The following is a 16,084-nucleotide window of genomic DNA, read 5'->3' as shown; positions in this document are numbered from 1 at the left end:
TATTAGAGTTGTTTTTTAATGAATTTAAGCATACTTACTTTGTTTTGTTCTGAAATCGGGAGTGAATTTCTTAATTTAATAAGACTTATAGTTTGAAAGCGCTTAAAATAATAACAAAGTAGTAGAGATCAGATGTTTCCTTGCTGACAAAATAGAAAGGGGTTTCTTATATGAAAAAGTGGAAATGGGCACGGGCCGGAACGATAGCATTAACTTCTTCGGCACTGCTGACACTCGCGGGCTGCGGTGGAAGTGGAAGTAATTCCTCAGAAGCAACAGAAGCGAATGCAGAAGAAACACAAACATTAACACTTGCACACATTCACAACGATGCAAGTCCTGTATACCAAAGCCTTGAAGACTTTGCCGATAAAGTGGAAGAAAAGACTGACGGAAGCGTACAGGTGGATATTTACGCAGAGGGCGTTCTTGGCGGGGAAACGAAGGTAATGGAGCTGGTGCAGAACGGAGTGATTGATTTCGCCAAGGTGAACGGTGGGGTCGTCGAAAGCTTTGATCAGCAGTTCTCTGTTTTCAGTCTGCCGTATATATTTTCGAGTAACGAACAATTCCGCTCATTTATGGAAACGGATACAATTGATGAAATGTACAATGATTTATCGGAAGCCCAGCTTCGCGGCATCACTTATTACGATGCAGGGGCACGGAGCTTTTATACGCGGAATACGAAAGTAGAAAGCCCGGAGGACCTCCAGGGGCTGAAAATCCGGACGATGACGAACGTTACTTCGATTGAAACGATGGAAATGCTCGGTGCGTCACCGACACCATTAGCAGCAACTGAAGTTTACACTTCCCTGCAGCAAGGGGTCATCGACGGAGCAGAAAGCAGTCCGATTGCCCTGACCGACGCCAATCACGGTGAAGTGGCAAAACAGTTTTCGTTTGATGAGCATACACGTATACCAGACTTTCTCATTATGAGTGATGAGACATGGCAGGAGTTAAGCGAGGAAGAACGTACAGCCATTCAGGAAGCCGGGGAGGAAACGACGGAAACGCACAACGAACGCTGGGATGACATGATTGAAGAAAGCATGCAGCAGGCGGAAGAGGAAATGGGCGTGGAGTTCTCTTATCCTGATCAGGAACCATTCCGGGAAAAGGTGGAGCCTCTTATTGAGGAACGACGATCGGAAAATCCGGACGTTGATAACGTGATCAGTGAAATTGAAGCAATGGAAGAATAAGTGGACAGGTAAGGGGTGAGGAACATGCAGGCAGTAAAAAAGAGTATCGACATGGTGCTTTTAGTTATTACAAGTGTCCTGGTTATATTTCTGACTGTAGCAGCGATATGGCAGGTATTTACGAGATTTGTACTTGGAGATCCGAGTATTATTACAGAAGAAGTACTGCGTTTTTCATTAATCTGGATCGCTTTTTTAGGAGGAGCATATGCATTTGGTCAGGACGAGCATTTAGCCATCTCCTTTTTAAGAGACAAAATCACCGGAAAAGCCCACCTGGGGCTCCGGTGGCTGATTGATCTGATTGTCATCGGTTTTGCATTGTTTGTTCTGGTGATTGGCGGCTATACGATCGCAAGCGCGACTATGGCCGAGCTTTCACCTATTTTGAGAATTCCAATGGGATTGATTTACGGCATACTTCCGGTAAGCGGGGTCATCGTTATTTTCTATCAAATTTACAACATGATGAACCGCCGGGAAGTGGACACGCCCCGTATTGAAGAAAAGGGGGATCATAAATGGATGTAGCTGTTTGGACTGGCGTTATACTATTTGGATTGTTTTTCCTATTCTTATTTATTGGCGTACCAATCGCGGTAAGTATCGCAGCCGCAACATTCGCAGCGGCTCTGCTGATTTTATCCGTGGACGCGTCGCTTCTTGCGGTGTCCCAGCAGTTAATTACCGGGGTGGACAGCACCGTGCTTCTCGCGCTTGTATTCTTTATGCTTGCGGGAAGCATTATGAACAATGGTGGTATTGCTCTTAGGCTGATTAACCTGGCAAAGCTGATCGGCGGGAGGATGTCCGGATCGCTTGCGCATACGAACATTATCGGTAACACACTGTTTGGCGCTATTTCGGGCTCAGCGATCGCTGCTGCTGCCTCGATGGGAAGAATCATGCATCCCCAGCAGGAAAAAGAAGGCTATTCTTCTTCTTATTCTGCGGCGGTTAACATTGCTTCGGCACCGACTGGGTTGATTATCCCGCCAAGTGGTATGCCGATTATTTATTCGCTGTTAACTGGCGGAACGTCGATCGGAGCTTTGTTTATCGCCGGGTATCTGCCGGGGCTCCTGATGGTCGGACTGTTAATAATTGTTGCCTACATTCTTGCCAAGCGGGCGAAATACCCTGTCGCTGAGAAAACAGGGGGCGGGGAAGCGTTAAAAATTATTTGGCAGGCTGTTCCTAGTCTGTTTCTGATTGTAGTCGTCATCGGTGGTATTGCCGGCGGAATATTCACAGCAACGGAAGGTGCGGCGGTAGCAGTATTTTATGCACTTCTGCTTTGCCTGATTTACCGAAGTCTTTCACTTTCTGATTTTCCAAAGATTTTGAAAGAGACTGTTTCCTATTCGGGCATTATTCTGCTTTTGATCGGTGCATCGACGGCGATGAGCTGGGTGCTTGCGTATGCGGAAATTCCACAGTCGATCACTAATGCGATGCTGTCGGTTACCAATAACACCATTATTTTATTACTTATTATGCTTTTAATTTTGTTAGTTGTCGGCACGTTTATGGACGTCGCTCCAGCCCTGCTGATTTTCACCCCAATTATGTTCCCGGTGGCCACAGAGATGGGGATTCATCCGGTACACTTTGGAATGATTATGGCAATGGCACTTGCGATCGGGGTTACGACGCCTCCAATCGGAACTGTACTATTTATCGGCAGCAGTGTCAGCAAAGTATCAATTGAAAAGATTATACCAAAGCTGATGATGTTCTATGTGCCGCTTGTGGCAGCACTGGTCTTAGTGGCATTTATTCCAGAAATCAGTTTGTTCCTGCCAAGGCTGTTCGGCCTGGTTGAGTGACGGTGTGTAAAGCAGTTCTGCGTAAAGCAGGGCTGCTTTACTAATAAAATAAGTTTTAAAAATTGAAAGTGAAAACGACGAAAATTATAGTGAATTTTATTTGTTTTATTTTGTTTTATGTTTGTTTTTGCCGTAGTTTGTGATAGGATAGGTGTATGAAAACGCTTAAAGAAGATTAATGGAGGGTGAAGAATGATTACAAACGTTAAAAAGGTGAAAAACCTCTGGAATGAAAATGAAGCATCCAGGTTCAAGACCGGCGTAGAACAGCTTCGCTATCGTTCCAACCTGTTGGGGCAGGACCGTTCGGTATGTAACTGGGGCGGAGGAAATACGTCTTTGAAGACCACGGAAAAAGATTTCCGGGGCCGGGACATTGAAGTAATGTGGGTAAAGGGAAGCGGCTCGGACCTTGCGACCATGGAAGAAAAACACTTTACCGCTTTGAGTATGGAAGATATCCGTCCGTTAATGGAGCGCGAAGAAATGCCTGACGAGGAAATGGTAGCCTACCTGCGTCACTGCATGATCGACCCGGGCCATCCGCGTTCATCCATTGAAACGCTTCTCCACGCTTTTCTGCCTTTTAAGCATGTGGATCATACGCATCCGGATGCCATTATCAGTATCTGCTGCGCAGACAATGGCAAGGATATTGCCCGGGAAATATTCGGGGACCGGTTTGTCTGGGTGCCGTATGTACGTCCGGGCTTTACACTATCCAAAATGATCGCCGAAGGCGTACAAAATAATCCGAAGGCAGAAATGGTACTGATGGAAAAACACGGTTTGGTCACATGGGGAGAAACATCGAAAGAAAGCTACGATCAGACCATCGAAGTAATTCAGAAAGCAGAGGACTACATTGTAAAAACTCAGGAAAATCAGCAAACGGTGTTTGGAGGCGAACATACAAAAGCGCTGCCGGAAGAAGAACGCAAAGAACTGCTTGCCGGAGTCATGCCGGTTATCCGCGGAGCAGTGAGCGGCCATAAAAAAATGATCCTTTCTTACTCCGATGACGAAGCAGTGCTTGAATTCGTGAACAGTAAAGACGCGCCTGAGCTTTCCCAGGTGGGAGCTGCCTGCCCGGACCACCTCGTGCACACGAAACGCACACCTCTGTTTGTTGACTGGAAGCCATCCGAGGGACAAGATGCTCTGGTTGAAAAAGTAAAAGCAGGCATCGAGACATACAAGCAGGAATACACCAAGTACTTTGAAAGAAACAAAAATGAAGGCGACACGATGTTTGAGCCGGCGCCGCGCGTCATTTTAATTCCGGGCGTAGGTATGGTTAATACCGGCAAGGATAAGCGGATGGCCAACGTAAGTGGAGCACTTTACCACCGGGCGATTGCTGTAATGAAAGGAAGCACCGCTCTCGGTTCTTTCGTTTCCCTGTCGGAAAATGAATCCTATAACGTGGAGTACTGGCCGCTTGAGCTGTATAAGCTTTCTCTCGCTCCGCCGGAAGCAGAGTTCTCGAGACAGGTGGCATTTATTACCGGAGGAGCCGGCGGTATCGGATCAGCAGCCTGCAGAGAACTGCTCGGCGACGGCGCCCATGTAGTGATTGCCGACTTAAACGCCGAGGGCGCGCAGGAAAAAGCGGAGGAATATACGCAGGCATACGGAGAAGAAAGAGCCTGCGCCGTGGCGATGGATGTTACTTCTGAAGAAGCTGTCGCGGCTTCCTTTAAAGAAGCGGCTCTGCAGTACGGGGGCGTGGATATCATCGTGAACAACGCCGGCCTGGCTTCTTCAAGCCCGCTCGACGAAACGACGCTGAAGCAATGGCAGCTGAATATGGACGTGCTCGGTACCGGCTACTTCCTGGTGGCCCGTGAAGCGTTCACTCAGATGAAAGCGCAGGGAGCTGGAGGAAACATGGTCTTTGTTGGCTCTAAAAACTCGGTATACGCCGGAAAGAATGTGGCAGCATACAGCTCGGCAAAAGCGCTTGAAACCCACCTTGCACGCTGCATTGCAGCAGAAGGCGGCGAGTACGGCATCCGTGTGAACTCTGTTCTGCCGGACGCAGTGCTGCAGGGATCGAAAATCTGGACCTCTTCGTGGAAGGAGGAACGGGCGGCGGCCTACGGTATTGAAGCTGACGAACTGGATGAACACTACCGTAAACGTACAACGCTGCTGGTTAATATTTATCCGGAGGATATTGCAGAGGCGATTGCTTTCTTCGCTTCATCAAAATCAGAAAAAACGACTGGATGCATGCTAACCGTAGACGGCGGTGTGCCAGCGGCCTTTACACGCTAAACGAAAAAAAGGAGCTGCCTGCCGCTCCCCGGCGGGCGTGCCCCTCCTGAATAAAGCAGACAGACAGCGGTACGGCATCAGTGCGGCCCGCTTTTGAAATAGAGATAGGAGGATGACACATGAGTGATCGTCATTATACATTATTCGAAGAACAGCAGCAGGCAAGAGGCATTGACCTCGAAGCGGTGAAAAAGAAGCTGCAGAAGCTGCAGGTCGAAACTCCTTCCTGGGGCTTTGGAGATTCCGGCACCCGTTTTAAAGTATTTCAGCAGGAAGGCATACCGAGAGATCCTTTTGAAAAATTAGAGGACGCCGCTCAGGTGCACAAGCACACCGGTTCAAGCCCTTCAGTTGCGATTCATATTCCGTGGGATAAAGTAGATAATTACAAGGAATTGAAAGCGCACGCAGAAGGTCTTGGCGTGAGTATTGGAGCTGTGAATCCGAATCTGTTTCAGGATGACGATTATAAATTCGGCAGCTTAACCAATACGGACCCGGCGATCCGCCGGAAGGCGCTCGATCATCTGCTTGAATGCATTGACATTGCCCGGGAAGTAAATTCCAATGTGTTAAGCCTCTGGTTTGCCGATGGTACCAACTACCCGGGGCAGGCGGACTTTCGAAAGCGGAAAAACTGGATGCTTGAAGGACTGAAAAGCACGTATGATGCACTGGACGATTCGATGCGTATGCTGATTGAATACAAATTTTTCGAACCGGGATTTTATCACACTGATTTTGCAGACTGGGGCATGGCATTTAACGCAGCCAACAAGCTTGGCAGCAAAGCGGAAGTGCTGGTGGACACCGGACACCATCCGCAGGCTACTAATATCGAGCACATTGTGGCGTACCTGCTCGACGAACAGAAGCTGGGCGGCTTTCACTTTAACAGCCGCAAGTATGCAGATGATGATCTTATTGTCGGCGCGCATGACCCGTATGAAGTATTTTTAATTCTACAGCAGATTGTGCAGGCTGAGGAGGACCCGGATCCGGCGGTTCGTCAAAACGCAGAGAACATCGCGTATATGCTCGACCAGTGCCATAACCTGGAACCAAAAATCCCGGCCATGATCCGTTCGATTGAGAACGTTCAGACGATGTATGCCAAGGCGTGCCTGGTTAATTTGGAGGAGCTGAGAAAAGCCCAGGAGAAGCAGGACGTTCTCGGTGCTGAACGCGCGATCCGGTCTGCCTTTGAAGCCGACGTTACACCACTGCTCGAAGCGTTTCGCGAAGAAGCGGGAGCTTCGGTAAAGCCGATGGATGCTTATCACGCCAGCGGCTATGGGGAAAAAATTCTCTCCCGCGGCAAAGGTGGTGCCAGCTGGTGAGTGTACTCGCGTTCGATTTAGGGGCAGGCAGCGGAAGAGCTGTGCTTGGCTGGATCGAAGCCGGACGGCTTGAAACCATGGATGTGCACCGCTTTAAAAATGAACCGGTGCGGGTGAATGGCCGTTTTCACTGGGATATTTACCGCATTTTTCATGAATTAAAAGAAGGCATTCGTGCTGCTTACGAGGAGCGCCAGGACATTGAAAGCATCGCCATCGACAGCTGGGCGGTCGACTTCGGTTGTGTAGGAAAGGACGGGGAACTTTTGCGCCACCCGTATCATTACCGCGATCCTCATACAGACGGAGTAATGGAGCAGGTAACGGAGCGTCTCGGCAAAAAATTTATTTTTGAACGCACCGGCATTCAGTTTCTGCCATTTAACACTATTTATCAGCTTGAAGCGATGGTGAAGACCGATTCCCCAGTTTTAAAGGAAACGCGGACGCTCTTAATGATCCCTGACCTGCTTCGCTACTTTTTAACGGGAGAAATGAAAAGTGAATTTACAAATGCGACCACGACCCAGCTGTTTAACCCCCGGAAAATGGACTGGGACGAGGAGCTGTTAAAGGCTATCGGCGTGCCGCAGGAGTGGATGCCTGATGTAGTGATGCCGGGTACCCGGGTGGGAGAGCTGCGTGAGGATCTGCAGCAGGAGCTGCAGGTGCCGGCAATACCTGTCTACACAAGCGCCGAACATGATACGGGGGCAGCGGTAGCCGGAGTTCCGGCTGAATCCTCCTCCTTTGCCTATTTGAGCTGCGGCACATGGTCGCTGATGGGCACCGAGATTGAAGAGCCTGCTACGACTCCGGAAGCGTTTGAATGGAATTTCACCAACGAAGGCGGCGTGGAGCGGACCTTCCGGCTGCTGAAAAACATTATGGGGCTGTGGATTTTCGAAGAATGCCGGCGTGTCTGGCGCGGCGATGATGTTTCCCATGAAGCACTGCTTGCCCAAATGGAAGAAGCCCCGGCCTTTCAGTCATTTATCGATCCGGATGATCTCCAGTTTTTGCATCCGGCAGACATGCCTTCCCAAATCCAGCATTACTGCCGGGAGACCGGCCAAGAAATCCCTGAAACGAAGGGAGAAATTGTTCGGTGCATTATGGAGAGTCTGGCCATGAAATACCGTTACGTGCTCGAACGTACGGAACAGCTTTCCGGCCAGTCTTTTTCCGGGCTTCACATGGTAGGAGGCGGCATTAAAAATACACATCTGTCCCAGTTTACAGCAAATGCGCTTGGGCGTAACGTGTGGGCCGGGCCGAAGGAAGCAAGTGCCCTCGGTAATGTTACCGTGCAGCTGACCGCTGCCGGAAAAATCAAGGACCGCCACGAAGCGCGGAAGTATATCCGTGAAGCAGTGAAGGTAAACGCTTTTTCTCCGAATGAGCATACTGCCTGGAATACGGAATACGAGTCGTTCTGTGAAAAGACAGGCCTTAGAAACGGTTTATCGAAAGCAAAAAAAGCGTAATGAGAAAGGTCTCCGGACTCTGTTCCGGAGGCTTTTTTGTATAGAGCGGCAAAACCGTATATACTATATGTAAACGTTTACCAAAAGGAGATGAATCTATGAACATTGCACTGCAGCTTTACACGCTTCGAAATGAGCTTGAAGAGGATTTTATCGGAACGCTTCAGCAGGTGAGAACCATGGGATACAAAGCGGTGGAGCTGGCCGGTCAAAGCGGCGGCTTCGGTACGGAGGAGCTCGCTGGGACAATGAAGAATATTGGCCTTCAGATAGTCTCGAGCCATGTACCGCTCGAACAGCTGCAGGATGACCTGGACGGCGTAATACAAAAGCACCTGGCGCTTGGGTGCCGCCACATTGTGTGTCCATATCTCGAAGAAGAAAAACGTTCGAGTCTGAAAGCTTATAAGCAGACGGCAAAGGAGCTGAACAGGATCGGAAAAGCATGCCGGAAGGAAGGAATCACATTTTCGTATCATAACCATGATTTTGAACTGCTTCCGCTCGAAGGGCGACTGCCGTTTGAAGTGATGCTGGAGGAAATGAAACCGGAGCACGTGCAGGTAGAGCTTGATACATACTGGGTGCAGAAGGCGGGGGAAGACCCTTTTGCCTGGATGGAACAGCTGAGGGAGCGGCTTTCGCTTGTGCATATTAAAGATATGACGGCAGACGGCGAGGAGTTTTTTGCTGAGCTGGGCGAAGGGAAAATGGATATTGAAGCAATTATGAAAAAAGCAGAGGAAGCCGGGGCTTCCTGGCAGATCGTGGAGCAGGATGCTTCGAGGCGTAAGCCGCTTGAAAGTGTGCAGATAAGCATGAATTACATCCAGAATACATTTGTTTAAAGAAACGGCGGCTGAGGTAGAGAACTATCAAGGAGGACGATAATTATGCCATCCGCATTTGATATTTCAGATAAAACAGGCCGTGGTTTGGCCGTAGATGATTTTGTTGAACACATGCGCCCCACGTACCGGGAGAAAATGGAGCCGTGGCAGGCTGCTTTTTCTTGGAAGCATCACCCGGAGGATAAGCTGCTCGCCCTGCAGTCACGGGATGATCTGCACTGTGCTATTCTTGTATCCGACTGGTGCGGGGATGTGCACCGGAACTTTCCGGTAATCGTGGAAGTGATGCGGAAAGCAGGTATTCCGGTGGAAGTGTTTATTCAGGAGGAACACCCGGATTTTATAGATCAATTCCGGACGCTTGGCGGCACGTCAGTGCCAAAAGTGGTAGTTTCTGATGAACACGGAAAGGTTTATTTCAGCTGGGGACCGAGGCCCGCTTTTATTCAGGAGCCGATGAAGCATTTCAAAAGTCTCGGACTGACAGAAAATGATGAAACGTACGCAGATGAACGCTCGGCAGCATACGAAAGTATTTTTTCCAGATACGGCGATGACGCAGACTATCAGCGGCTGGTCGTATACGAACTCACCAATCTGCTCGAGCAGTGCTGAGAGCTCGCATAAAAAAGCCCGTGCCTTTTCAGGTACGGGCTTTATCTGTGCGGCGGAGCGTTGGTTCGAGCGTAAGCTCCACGTTCCCCTGGATGGCCCGGGAAATCATACAGCCTGCTTCTGCTTTTTCAATCAGCTTCTGCGCTTTTTCCATCTGTTTGTCGGAAGCGCCGGCTTCGAGGGTGATCACCGGGCGATGGATAATTTCTTTATACGTAAACACGCCGTTTGTGACATCTACGCGGCCTTCGCTCGTATGCGCCATGGAGTCGACCGGAAGCTCTGCCCGTTCAAGCATGGCACCGAGTGTGATGATGTAGCATGTAGCTGCGGCGCCCAGGAGCATTTCATCTGGATTAGTGCCAACGCCCGGTCCGTCCATTTCTTCGGGAATGGAAATATTCGTTTTCAATTGGCCGGCATCAATAGAGCCGACGGCATTGCGGCCGCCGGGCCACTCCGCCGTTAAATGGAAGTGTTCGATAGCCATAACGTATCCCTTCTTTATATAAAGTCTTTCCTTGAGGATAAAAAATAAACAAAGGAAAAGCAAAAAAAGTGCCTGCCATAGGTTTCAAATAAAAGGAAAAGGTTTATAAAAGAATATGACATGAAAGGGGAGACTTACATATGAAGAAGGTATTGCTTACGGGAGCTGCGGGTACAATCGGCACTGTGCTGAGAAACTACCTGTCAAAGCGTTTTGATCTTGTACTGACAGACATGAAAACTCCGGAGGATTTAACAAGCGAAGAAACATTCATGGAAGCGGATTTTACGAATAAAGCAGAGGTCCGCGATCTGATGCAGGGGGTGGATGCGGTCATCCATCTGGGAGGCGTACCAGTTGAGGTGGACTTTGAATCCATTGAGCAGGCGAATATAAAAGGTACGTTTCATGTGATGGAGGCGGCGGCGGAGGCCGGCGTGGAACGGTTGATTTTTGCAAGCAGTATCCATGCAGTCGGCTTTTATCCGGCGGATGAATGGGTGGACGAAGCCTCACCAGTGCGCCCTGACACACTTTACGGGGTTAGTAAGGCTTACGGGGAAGCGCTCGGTCGTTATTATCACGACAAATTTGGTTTAAAAGGCATTGGAGTGCGCATCTGTAATTTTCAGGACCGGCCGGCATCCGAACACGATTTGGAAAACTGGTTCAGCCCCCGTGATGCAGAGCGATTATTTGAAGCAGCGCTCACGTGCTCAGTGCCTGAGTATCTGATTGTTTACGGCATTTCAAATAACACCCGGGCAAGGTTTGAAAACAAACGGGCAAAAGAGATTGGCTACGAGCCACGGGAGAATGCAGAAGACTACGCTGGTGAAGTAGAGGCAGGGGGCCATCCGAAAAAAGGAGGAGACTTTACAGCGAAGGACTTCGGAAAAGAGAACGGGAGGTGAGACGAGTGCAGGAAGCAGAATTGAAGGCCTTAGGAGGCGGAGACGCTGAAGCATACGCAGAGCTTCGGATGAAGGCTCTGGAGGAGAGCCCGGAGGCCTTTGCTTCCACCCTGGAAGAGGAAAGACAGAACCCGGACCTGGTCAGAAAATATAAAGAAAGGCTGGAAGAAAGCCGGTCTTTTACATGGGGCATAGAGGTCGGAAGCGAGCTTGCGGGTGTCATCACTCTGCTCCCGATGCAAATGCAGAAGCTTCAGCATAAAGCGACGATTCTCGCTATGTATGTAAAGCCAGTGTTCAGGGGATACGGGTTTGGAGGCAGGCTCGTAGAGGCTGCTTTGAAGCAGGCAGATAAAGACGGGGTGGAACAGGTGCAGTTAACCGTAGTGAGTAAAAATAAGCCTGCGGTCCGCCTGTACGAAGCCTGCGGATTTTCTGTTTTTTCGACAGAAAAAGAAGCGATGAAAACAGAAGAAGGATACGATGACGAGCACTGGATGGTTTGTTTTTTAAAAAAATAAAAAATGTTTAAAGTTCCATAGTTTTCCACTTCAGCTTTCCGTATAATAAATAATATTATTTATTATCTTAAAGTTTAAAAGGAAAGGAAGTGAAAGCATGGGATCCTGGAAAGCATATCGGTTTCCGGTAATTATGCTTATTGCTATTATCATTGGAAGCATAGCGGGTTTTATTTGGGGCGAAGACGCCATGGTGGTTCAGCCTCTCGGTGATTTATTTTTAAATATGATGTTTACTATTGTAGTACCATTGGTGTTTTTTTCTATTGCTTCAGCCGTAGCGGTCATGGATTCGGTGAAGCGGCTTGGTCGTATTCTGGGTTCAATGATGATTGTTTTTATAATAACCGGCATTATTTCTTCCTGCCTTATGCTGGCGGCTGTTGTAGTTTTTCCGCCTGCAGAAAACGTAAGTGTAAGCGAAGAGCAGCCATCTCAGCAGGAGGAAGAGGGTTCGTTTGCTGATCAGCTTGTAGAGACATTCACAGTTTCTGATTTTATAGACATCTTTTCAACTGAAAATATGCTCGCTCTTATTGTTTTTGCGATGCTTGTCGGCGTAGCTACAGGTTTATCGGGGGAAGCTGGAAAGCCCTTTGCACGGTTTTTACAGAGCGGGTCGGAAGTATTTATGAAAATAGTGGCTCTGGTTCTTTATTACGCCCCAATTGGGCTAGGTGCTTATTTTGCAGCTCTGGTAGGGGAATACGGCCCACAATTGATCGGAGAATACGCTAAAGCAGTAGCAGTTTATTACCCGGTAGCTATTTTGTATTTTATTCTTGGTTTTTCTTTTTATGCCTGGGTGGCCGGAGGAAAGCAGGGATTCAGCCGCTTTTGGAAAAATATCTTTGCACCGGCGGTAACTTCACTTGGTACAGCCAGCAGCGTAGCATCTCTGCCGGTGAACTTAAACGCAGCCAGAAATGCCGGAGTACCTAAAGATATAAGAGAAACGATACTTCCTATCGGAGCTACTATACATATGGATGGTTCCTGCTTATCAGCTATATTAAAAATAGCTTTTGTATTCGGTGTTTTTCAAATGGAATTTACCGGGTTAGATACATATTTAACTGCGATCGGCATTGCGCTGCTCAGTGGAATGGTGATGAGCGGGGTGCCCGGCGGAGGGTTTATTGGAGAAATTATGATTATTACGCTCTACGGCCTGCCTATTGAAGCCCTGCCTATTATTACTGCTATCGGGATTGTTGTTGATCCTCCTGCGACAACTGTAAACGTTGCGGGTGATAACGTTTCAAGTATGCTTGTAGCAAGGTATTTGGAAGGTAAAAATTGGATGAATGTTCACTTCTAGACTCGGTTTTCCTTTGCGTTCTATCGGGAAGAACCAAGCAGGAGGGATAACAATGAAAATTCAAGCAGCGGTAGTCAGTGAACAAGCTGGCGCCATTCAGCATACAGAAGCAGAACTCGATGAACCGAAAACAGGAGAAGTGAGAGTGAAAATTGCTGCAGCCGGTATTTGTCATACCGACCTCGGCGTGCAGCAGCAGGAGATTCCGACGCCGCTTCCGATTGCTTTAGGGCATGAAGGAGCAGGTGTGGTGGAGAAGGTCGGCGATGGGGTCGAGGATGTAGAGCCCGGCGATCATGTGGTTATCACATTTTCGCACTGCGGAACGTGCCGTAACTGCCTGGAAGGACATCCAGGGGCATGTGAAAATTTTAATGCCCTGAATTTTGGCGGCACCATGAACGACGGCACCCGGCGTCTTCACAGTGAAGACAGTGAAGTGTCTTCTTTGTTCGGCCAGGGGTCACTTGCCACCTACGCTGTGACACCTGTCAATAATGTAGTAAAAGTCCGTCGAGACGTAGATATCCGTCTGCTCGGTCCTTTAGCCTGCGGGGTTCAGACTGGTGCAGGCACAGTTCTCAGCCGTTTGAACGTAGGCGTTGGCGATACGATCGTCGTTTTTGGCTGCGGAGGAGTCGGCATGAGTGCCGTTATGGCGGCCCACCTCGCCGGCGCCCTGCAGGTCATCGCTGTCGACGTTAATGAAGAGCGTCTGGAGCTTGCGAAAGAACTCGGAGCTACGCATACGATCAATGGTAAAAAGGAAGATGTGGTTGAAAAAGTGAAGGGATGGACCGATGGCGGGGCCGATTATGCGCTTGAATCCACCGGAGTGGCGGCCCTGGCAAAACAGGCGATGGAGGTGCTCCGTTATAAAGGGGAGTCGGCCGTCGTCGGTGCTGGCGCAGATACCGAATTTCACGTGCATCAGAACTTCATCGTGCCAAACGCCACTATGTCAGGTGTCGTAGAGGGAGACGTCGTGCCGAAGCTGTTTATTCCGATGCTTGTGGAATATTACAAGCAGGGCAAATTTCCTTTTGATAAATTGATTACCATGTATCCATTTGAAGATCTGGAGCAGGCCCTTGAAGATATGAAAGCGGGCAAAACGATCAAACCAGTAATTACATTTGAATAGCAGATGGAAGCTGCGCATATTTGCGCGGCTTCTTCTTAATGTAAAAAGGGAGGTTTCACATGGAACGGATAGCGATTGATATGGATGAAGTCACGGTAAATACGCTGCCAACGCTGCTACATAGGTTTAACAGTGATTACGGATACAGTGTTACAGCTGAGAATCTTAGAGGGATGAAGCTGGAGGCTCTGCACCCGGAGCTTCATGATGAGATTAAAGCTTATTTCTACGAGCCGTCTTTTTTTCGTCATCTGCAGGTCATGGACGGTGCGCCGGAGGTAATCGGGCAGCTTGCCAAACAATATGAAGTGTTTATTACAACAGCAGCTATGGAATTCCCGCCCTCGTTTGCGGCAAAATACGAGTGGCTGAAAGACAATTTATCTTTTTTGGGAGACATGAATTTTGTATTCTGTGGCGATAAAAGCATTATTCATGCAGATTATTTGATAGATGATAATGCCAGACACTTTGAACGCTTTGCCGGCAAAGGAATTTTATATACCGCTCCTCACAACGTTTATGATACGGCTCATACAAGAGTTGATCACTGGGAAGACATCCGGCGCTATTTTTAACCTAAAGACTCCCTTGTTCTGAAATTGAGAATCAAAGTGACAGCAGGAAGAAAAGCAGAGAAAGGTTGTTGTACAATGAAAAAGAATGTAGAGTAAACCAATATGAAAAGCGATCGTAGGAGAGAGAAGTATGCAGAATAAACAGACAGGAGAAAGGCTGCGGCAGCGGGGGCAGCATCTATCAACAGCACAGCTTGCCCTGCTGTTTGCCGGAATCATCATGCTCGCAGTCAATCTCCGGCCGGCGTTAACAAGCGTCGGTCCGTTAATTCCGTTAATCCGGGAAGATATTTCGCTGACAAGAGGGACGGCTGGTTTGATTACAACTCTGTCACTGCTGACGTTTGCGGCAGTTTCGCCGGTGGCGCCAAAAATCGGAGCAAAAATCGGGCACCAGCGGGCTTTAATGGTTGGTGTTATCGTACTCATTGTGGGCATTGTTATGCGCTACGTCCCCGAAGCCCTGTTTTTGTTTGCCGGCAGTCTGCTTGTCGGAGCGGGCATTGCGATGCTCAATGTGCTCCTCCCGGGTGTCATTAAAGAGTCCTTTCCTCATAATGTCGGCGTGATGACCAGTATTTATACGACTACGATGGTATTAATGGCGGCAGTCGGTTCAGGAGTTTCGGTGCCGCTTGCGGCCAGCGCCGGCCTGGGATGGCAGTGGTCGCTCCTGTTCTGGGTCGTTCCCGCGGCAGCAGCAGTATTGTGCTGGGGATTTGTGCTGAAAAACAGGCAGCTGCAGCTGCCGGGCCGCGTGAGAGCGGTGGAGCGAAGCAGGCCCGAAGGCTCAATTTGGAAGTCTCCGCTCGCCTGGCAGGTAACGTTATTTATGGGCCTGCAGTCCATCGGATTTTACGTGACTATCACCTGGCTGCCGGATATTTTAAATAATCTTGGAAACATGCCGCTTGCAGCTGCGGGATGGCTTGTGGCACTTATGCAGGTCGCAAGTCTTCCGGCTACCTTTTTAACGCCAATTCTTGCCGGCAGATTCCGTAATCAGCAGGGTATTATTGCCGTGATCGGTGTGGTGGCGGTGCTCGGCCTGGTACTGCTTATGACAAACACAGCGCCGTTTATGCTTACGATTGCGGTACTGTTCATCGGCCTTGCACAGGGCGGAAGCATCAGCCTGGCGCTTGCTTTGTTGAGCATCCGTGCTTCCACTCCGCAGCGGGCAGCAGATTTATCGGGCATGGCCCAGTCGGTGGGTTATTTTATGGCTGCCCTTGGGCCGATTCTGGTAGGTGCTTCCTTTGATGCCTGGGAAACATGGATGCCTGCGCTGCTTATTTTAATGATTGTATCCGTTCTGCAGGTGGGAGCCGGTATGGGAGCCGGCCGTAACAAAGAAGTATAAACAGAGAAGGCTTTCCGAAATGGAAAGCCTTCTTCAGGCTGTCGAGAAAGTCTCCTTTCTCGGCAGTTTTTTTGTAGGCAAGCGCCCCGAAGGGTCGTATACTAAAAAGAAAAGGGGCGATATCGCCATGCTTGGCAAAG

The 16,084-nt window shown here is 49.1% G+C and carries 15 protein-coding genes; 14 read left to right on the top strand and 1 reads right to left on the bottom strand.

Annotation, left to right across the window (positions count from 1 at the left end; genetic code table 11):
- Positions 1-170: 170 nt before the first annotated feature.
- From ACTRXH_RS05675 to ACTRXH_RS05640, 8 genes are all read left to right on the top strand, one after another.
- The gene (locus tag ACTRXH_RS05675) at positions 171-1,211 is read left to right on the top strand and encodes a TRAP transporter substrate-binding protein (RefSeq protein ID WP_474261042.1); all 1,041 of its coding nucleotides are present in this window, start codon (positions 171-173) and stop codon (positions 1,209-1,211) included.
- A 24-nt stretch (positions 1,212-1,235) separates the two neighbouring features.
- Positions 1,236-1,742 (top strand): TRAP transporter small permease, encoded by a 507-nt coding sequence (locus tag ACTRXH_RS05670; protein ID WP_474281141.1) that lies wholly within the window; start codon positions 1,236-1,238, stop codon positions 1,740-1,742.
- A complete protein-coding gene (locus tag ACTRXH_RS05665) occupies positions 1,733-3,040 on the top strand; it encodes a TRAP transporter large permease (protein ID WP_474281139.1) in 1,308 nt (435 codons plus the stop codon). The genes ACTRXH_RS05670 and ACTRXH_RS05665 overlap by 10 nt, the downstream gene beginning before the upstream one ends.
- A 192-nt stretch (positions 3,041-3,232) precedes the next feature.
- A complete protein-coding gene (locus ACTRXH_RS05660) occupies positions 3,233-5,320 on the top strand; it encodes a bifunctional aldolase/short-chain dehydrogenase (protein ID WP_474281137.1) in 2,088 nt (695 codons plus the stop codon).
- Positions 5,321-5,439: 119 nt separating this feature from the next.
- Positions 5,440-6,660, top strand: a complete 1,221-nt coding sequence (gene rhaI, locus ACTRXH_RS05655; RefSeq protein WP_474281135.1) for an L-rhamnose isomerase — start codon at positions 5,440-5,442, stop codon at positions 6,658-6,660.
- Positions 6,657-8,147 carry a rhamnulokinase gene (locus ACTRXH_RS05650; RefSeq protein WP_474281133.1) on the top strand — a complete coding sequence of 497 codons (1,491 nt, stop codon included), beginning with the start codon at positions 6,657-6,659 and terminating at the stop codon, positions 8,145-8,147. Before rhaI ends, ACTRXH_RS05650 begins: the two co-directional genes overlap by 4 nt.
- A gap of 98 nt (positions 8,148-8,245) precedes the next feature.
- Entirely contained in the window at positions 8,246-8,995 is a 750-nt protein-coding gene (locus ACTRXH_RS05645; protein ID WP_474281131.1) for a sugar phosphate isomerase/epimerase family protein, read from the top strand.
- Between the two features lie 45 nt (positions 8,996-9,040).
- The gene (locus ACTRXH_RS05640) at positions 9,041-9,613 is read left to right on the top strand and encodes a thioredoxin family protein (RefSeq protein ID WP_474261049.1); all 573 of its coding nucleotides are present in this window, start codon (positions 9,041-9,043) and stop codon (positions 9,611-9,613) included.
- A 28-nt stretch (positions 9,614-9,641) separates the two neighbouring features.
- Here ACTRXH_RS05640 and ACTRXH_RS05635 read toward each other — a convergent pair whose 3' ends face one another.
- On the bottom strand, positions 9,642-10,103 hold the full coding sequence (locus ACTRXH_RS05635; protein ID WP_474261050.1) for an OsmC family protein: 462 nt from the start codon (positions 10,101-10,103) through the stop codon (positions 9,642-9,644).
- 140 nt (positions 10,104-10,243) lie between these two features.
- Between ACTRXH_RS05635 and ACTRXH_RS05630 the strand changes: the two genes are divergently transcribed.
- From ACTRXH_RS05630 to ACTRXH_RS05605, 6 genes are all read left to right on the top strand, one after another.
- Positions 10,244-11,017 carry an NAD-dependent epimerase/dehydratase family protein gene (locus tag ACTRXH_RS05630; RefSeq protein WP_474281129.1) on the top strand — a complete coding sequence of 258 codons (774 nt, stop codon included), beginning with the start codon at positions 10,244-10,246 and terminating at the stop codon, positions 11,015-11,017.
- Positions 11,018-11,022: 5 nt separating this feature from the next.
- Positions 11,023-11,538: an N-acetyltransferase family protein gene (locus tag ACTRXH_RS05625; protein WP_474281126.1), complete on the top strand. Its 516-nt coding sequence runs from the start codon at positions 11,023-11,025 to the stop codon at positions 11,536-11,538.
- A gap of 97 nt (positions 11,539-11,635) precedes the next feature.
- Positions 11,636-12,859: a dicarboxylate/amino acid:cation symporter gene (locus tag ACTRXH_RS05620; RefSeq protein ID WP_474281124.1), complete on the top strand. Its 1,224-nt coding sequence runs from the start codon at positions 11,636-11,638 to the stop codon at positions 12,857-12,859.
- 52 nt (positions 12,860-12,911) lie between these two features.
- Positions 12,912-14,003 carry an NAD(P)-dependent alcohol dehydrogenase gene (locus ACTRXH_RS05615; RefSeq protein ID WP_474281122.1) on the top strand — a complete coding sequence of 364 codons (1,092 nt, stop codon included), beginning with the start codon at positions 12,912-12,914 and terminating at the stop codon, positions 14,001-14,003.
- Between the two features lie 59 nt (positions 14,004-14,062).
- Positions 14,063-14,581, top strand: a complete 519-nt coding sequence (locus ACTRXH_RS05610) for a 5' nucleotidase, NT5C type (protein WP_474281120.1) — start codon at positions 14,063-14,065, stop codon at positions 14,579-14,581.
- Positions 14,582-14,711: 130 nt separating this feature from the next.
- A complete protein-coding gene (locus ACTRXH_RS05605) occupies positions 14,712-15,944 on the top strand; it encodes a CynX/NimT family MFS transporter (protein ID WP_474281118.1) in 1,233 nt (410 codons plus the stop codon).
- Positions 15,945-16,084 lie beyond the last annotated feature (140 nt).

Source organism: Marinococcus sp. LNHM5E3-2.1, from assembly GCF_056034365.1.
The sequence above is the reverse complement of the archived record's forward strand: the minus strand, read 5'-3'. Positions and strand labels throughout refer to the sequence as shown.

Bases quoted from the DNA above. Each gene is read 5' to 3' on its own strand.
- ACTRXH_RS05675 (WP_474261042.1), top strand. From the start codon at position 171: ATGAAAAAGTGGAAATGGGCACGGGCCGGAACGATAGCATTAACTTCT.
- ACTRXH_RS05665 (WP_474281139.1), top strand. From the start codon at position 1,733: ATGGATGTAGCTGTTTGGACTGGCGTTATACTATTTGGATTGTTTTTC.
- ACTRXH_RS05610 (WP_474281120.1), top strand. From the start codon at position 14,063: ATGGAACGGATAGCGATTGATATGGATGAAGTCACGGTAAATACGCTG.
- ACTRXH_RS05635 (WP_474261050.1), bottom strand. From the start codon at position 10,103: ATGGCTATCGAACACTTCCATTTAACGGCGGAGTGGCCCGGCGGCCGC.
- rhaI (WP_474281135.1), top strand. From the start codon at position 5,440: ATGAGTGATCGTCATTATACATTATTCGAAGAACAGCAGCAGGCAAGA.
- ACTRXH_RS05645 (WP_474281131.1), top strand. From the start codon at position 8,246: ATGAACATTGCACTGCAGCTTTACACGCTTCGAAATGAGCTTGAAGAG.
- ACTRXH_RS05630 (WP_474281129.1), top strand. From the start codon at position 10,244: ATGAAGAAGGTATTGCTTACGGGAGCTGCGGGTACAATCGGCACTGTG.
- ACTRXH_RS05620 (WP_474281124.1), top strand. From the start codon at position 11,636: ATGGGATCCTGGAAAGCATATCGGTTTCCGGTAATTATGCTTATTGCT.
- ACTRXH_RS05660 (WP_474281137.1), top strand. From the start codon at position 3,233: ATGATTACAAACGTTAAAAAGGTGAAAAACCTCTGGAATGAAAATGAA.
- ACTRXH_RS05640 (WP_474261049.1), top strand. From the start codon at position 9,041: ATGCCATCCGCATTTGATATTTCAGATAAAACAGGCCGTGGTTTGGCC.
- ACTRXH_RS05670 (WP_474281141.1), top strand. From the start codon at position 1,236: ATGCAGGCAGTAAAAAAGAGTATCGACATGGTGCTTTTAGTTATTACA.
- ACTRXH_RS05605 (WP_474281118.1), top strand. From the start codon at position 14,712: ATGCAGAATAAACAGACAGGAGAAAGGCTGCGGCAGCGGGGGCAGCAT.
- ACTRXH_RS05615 (WP_474281122.1), top strand. From the start codon at position 12,912: ATGAAAATTCAAGCAGCGGTAGTCAGTGAACAAGCTGGCGCCATTCAG.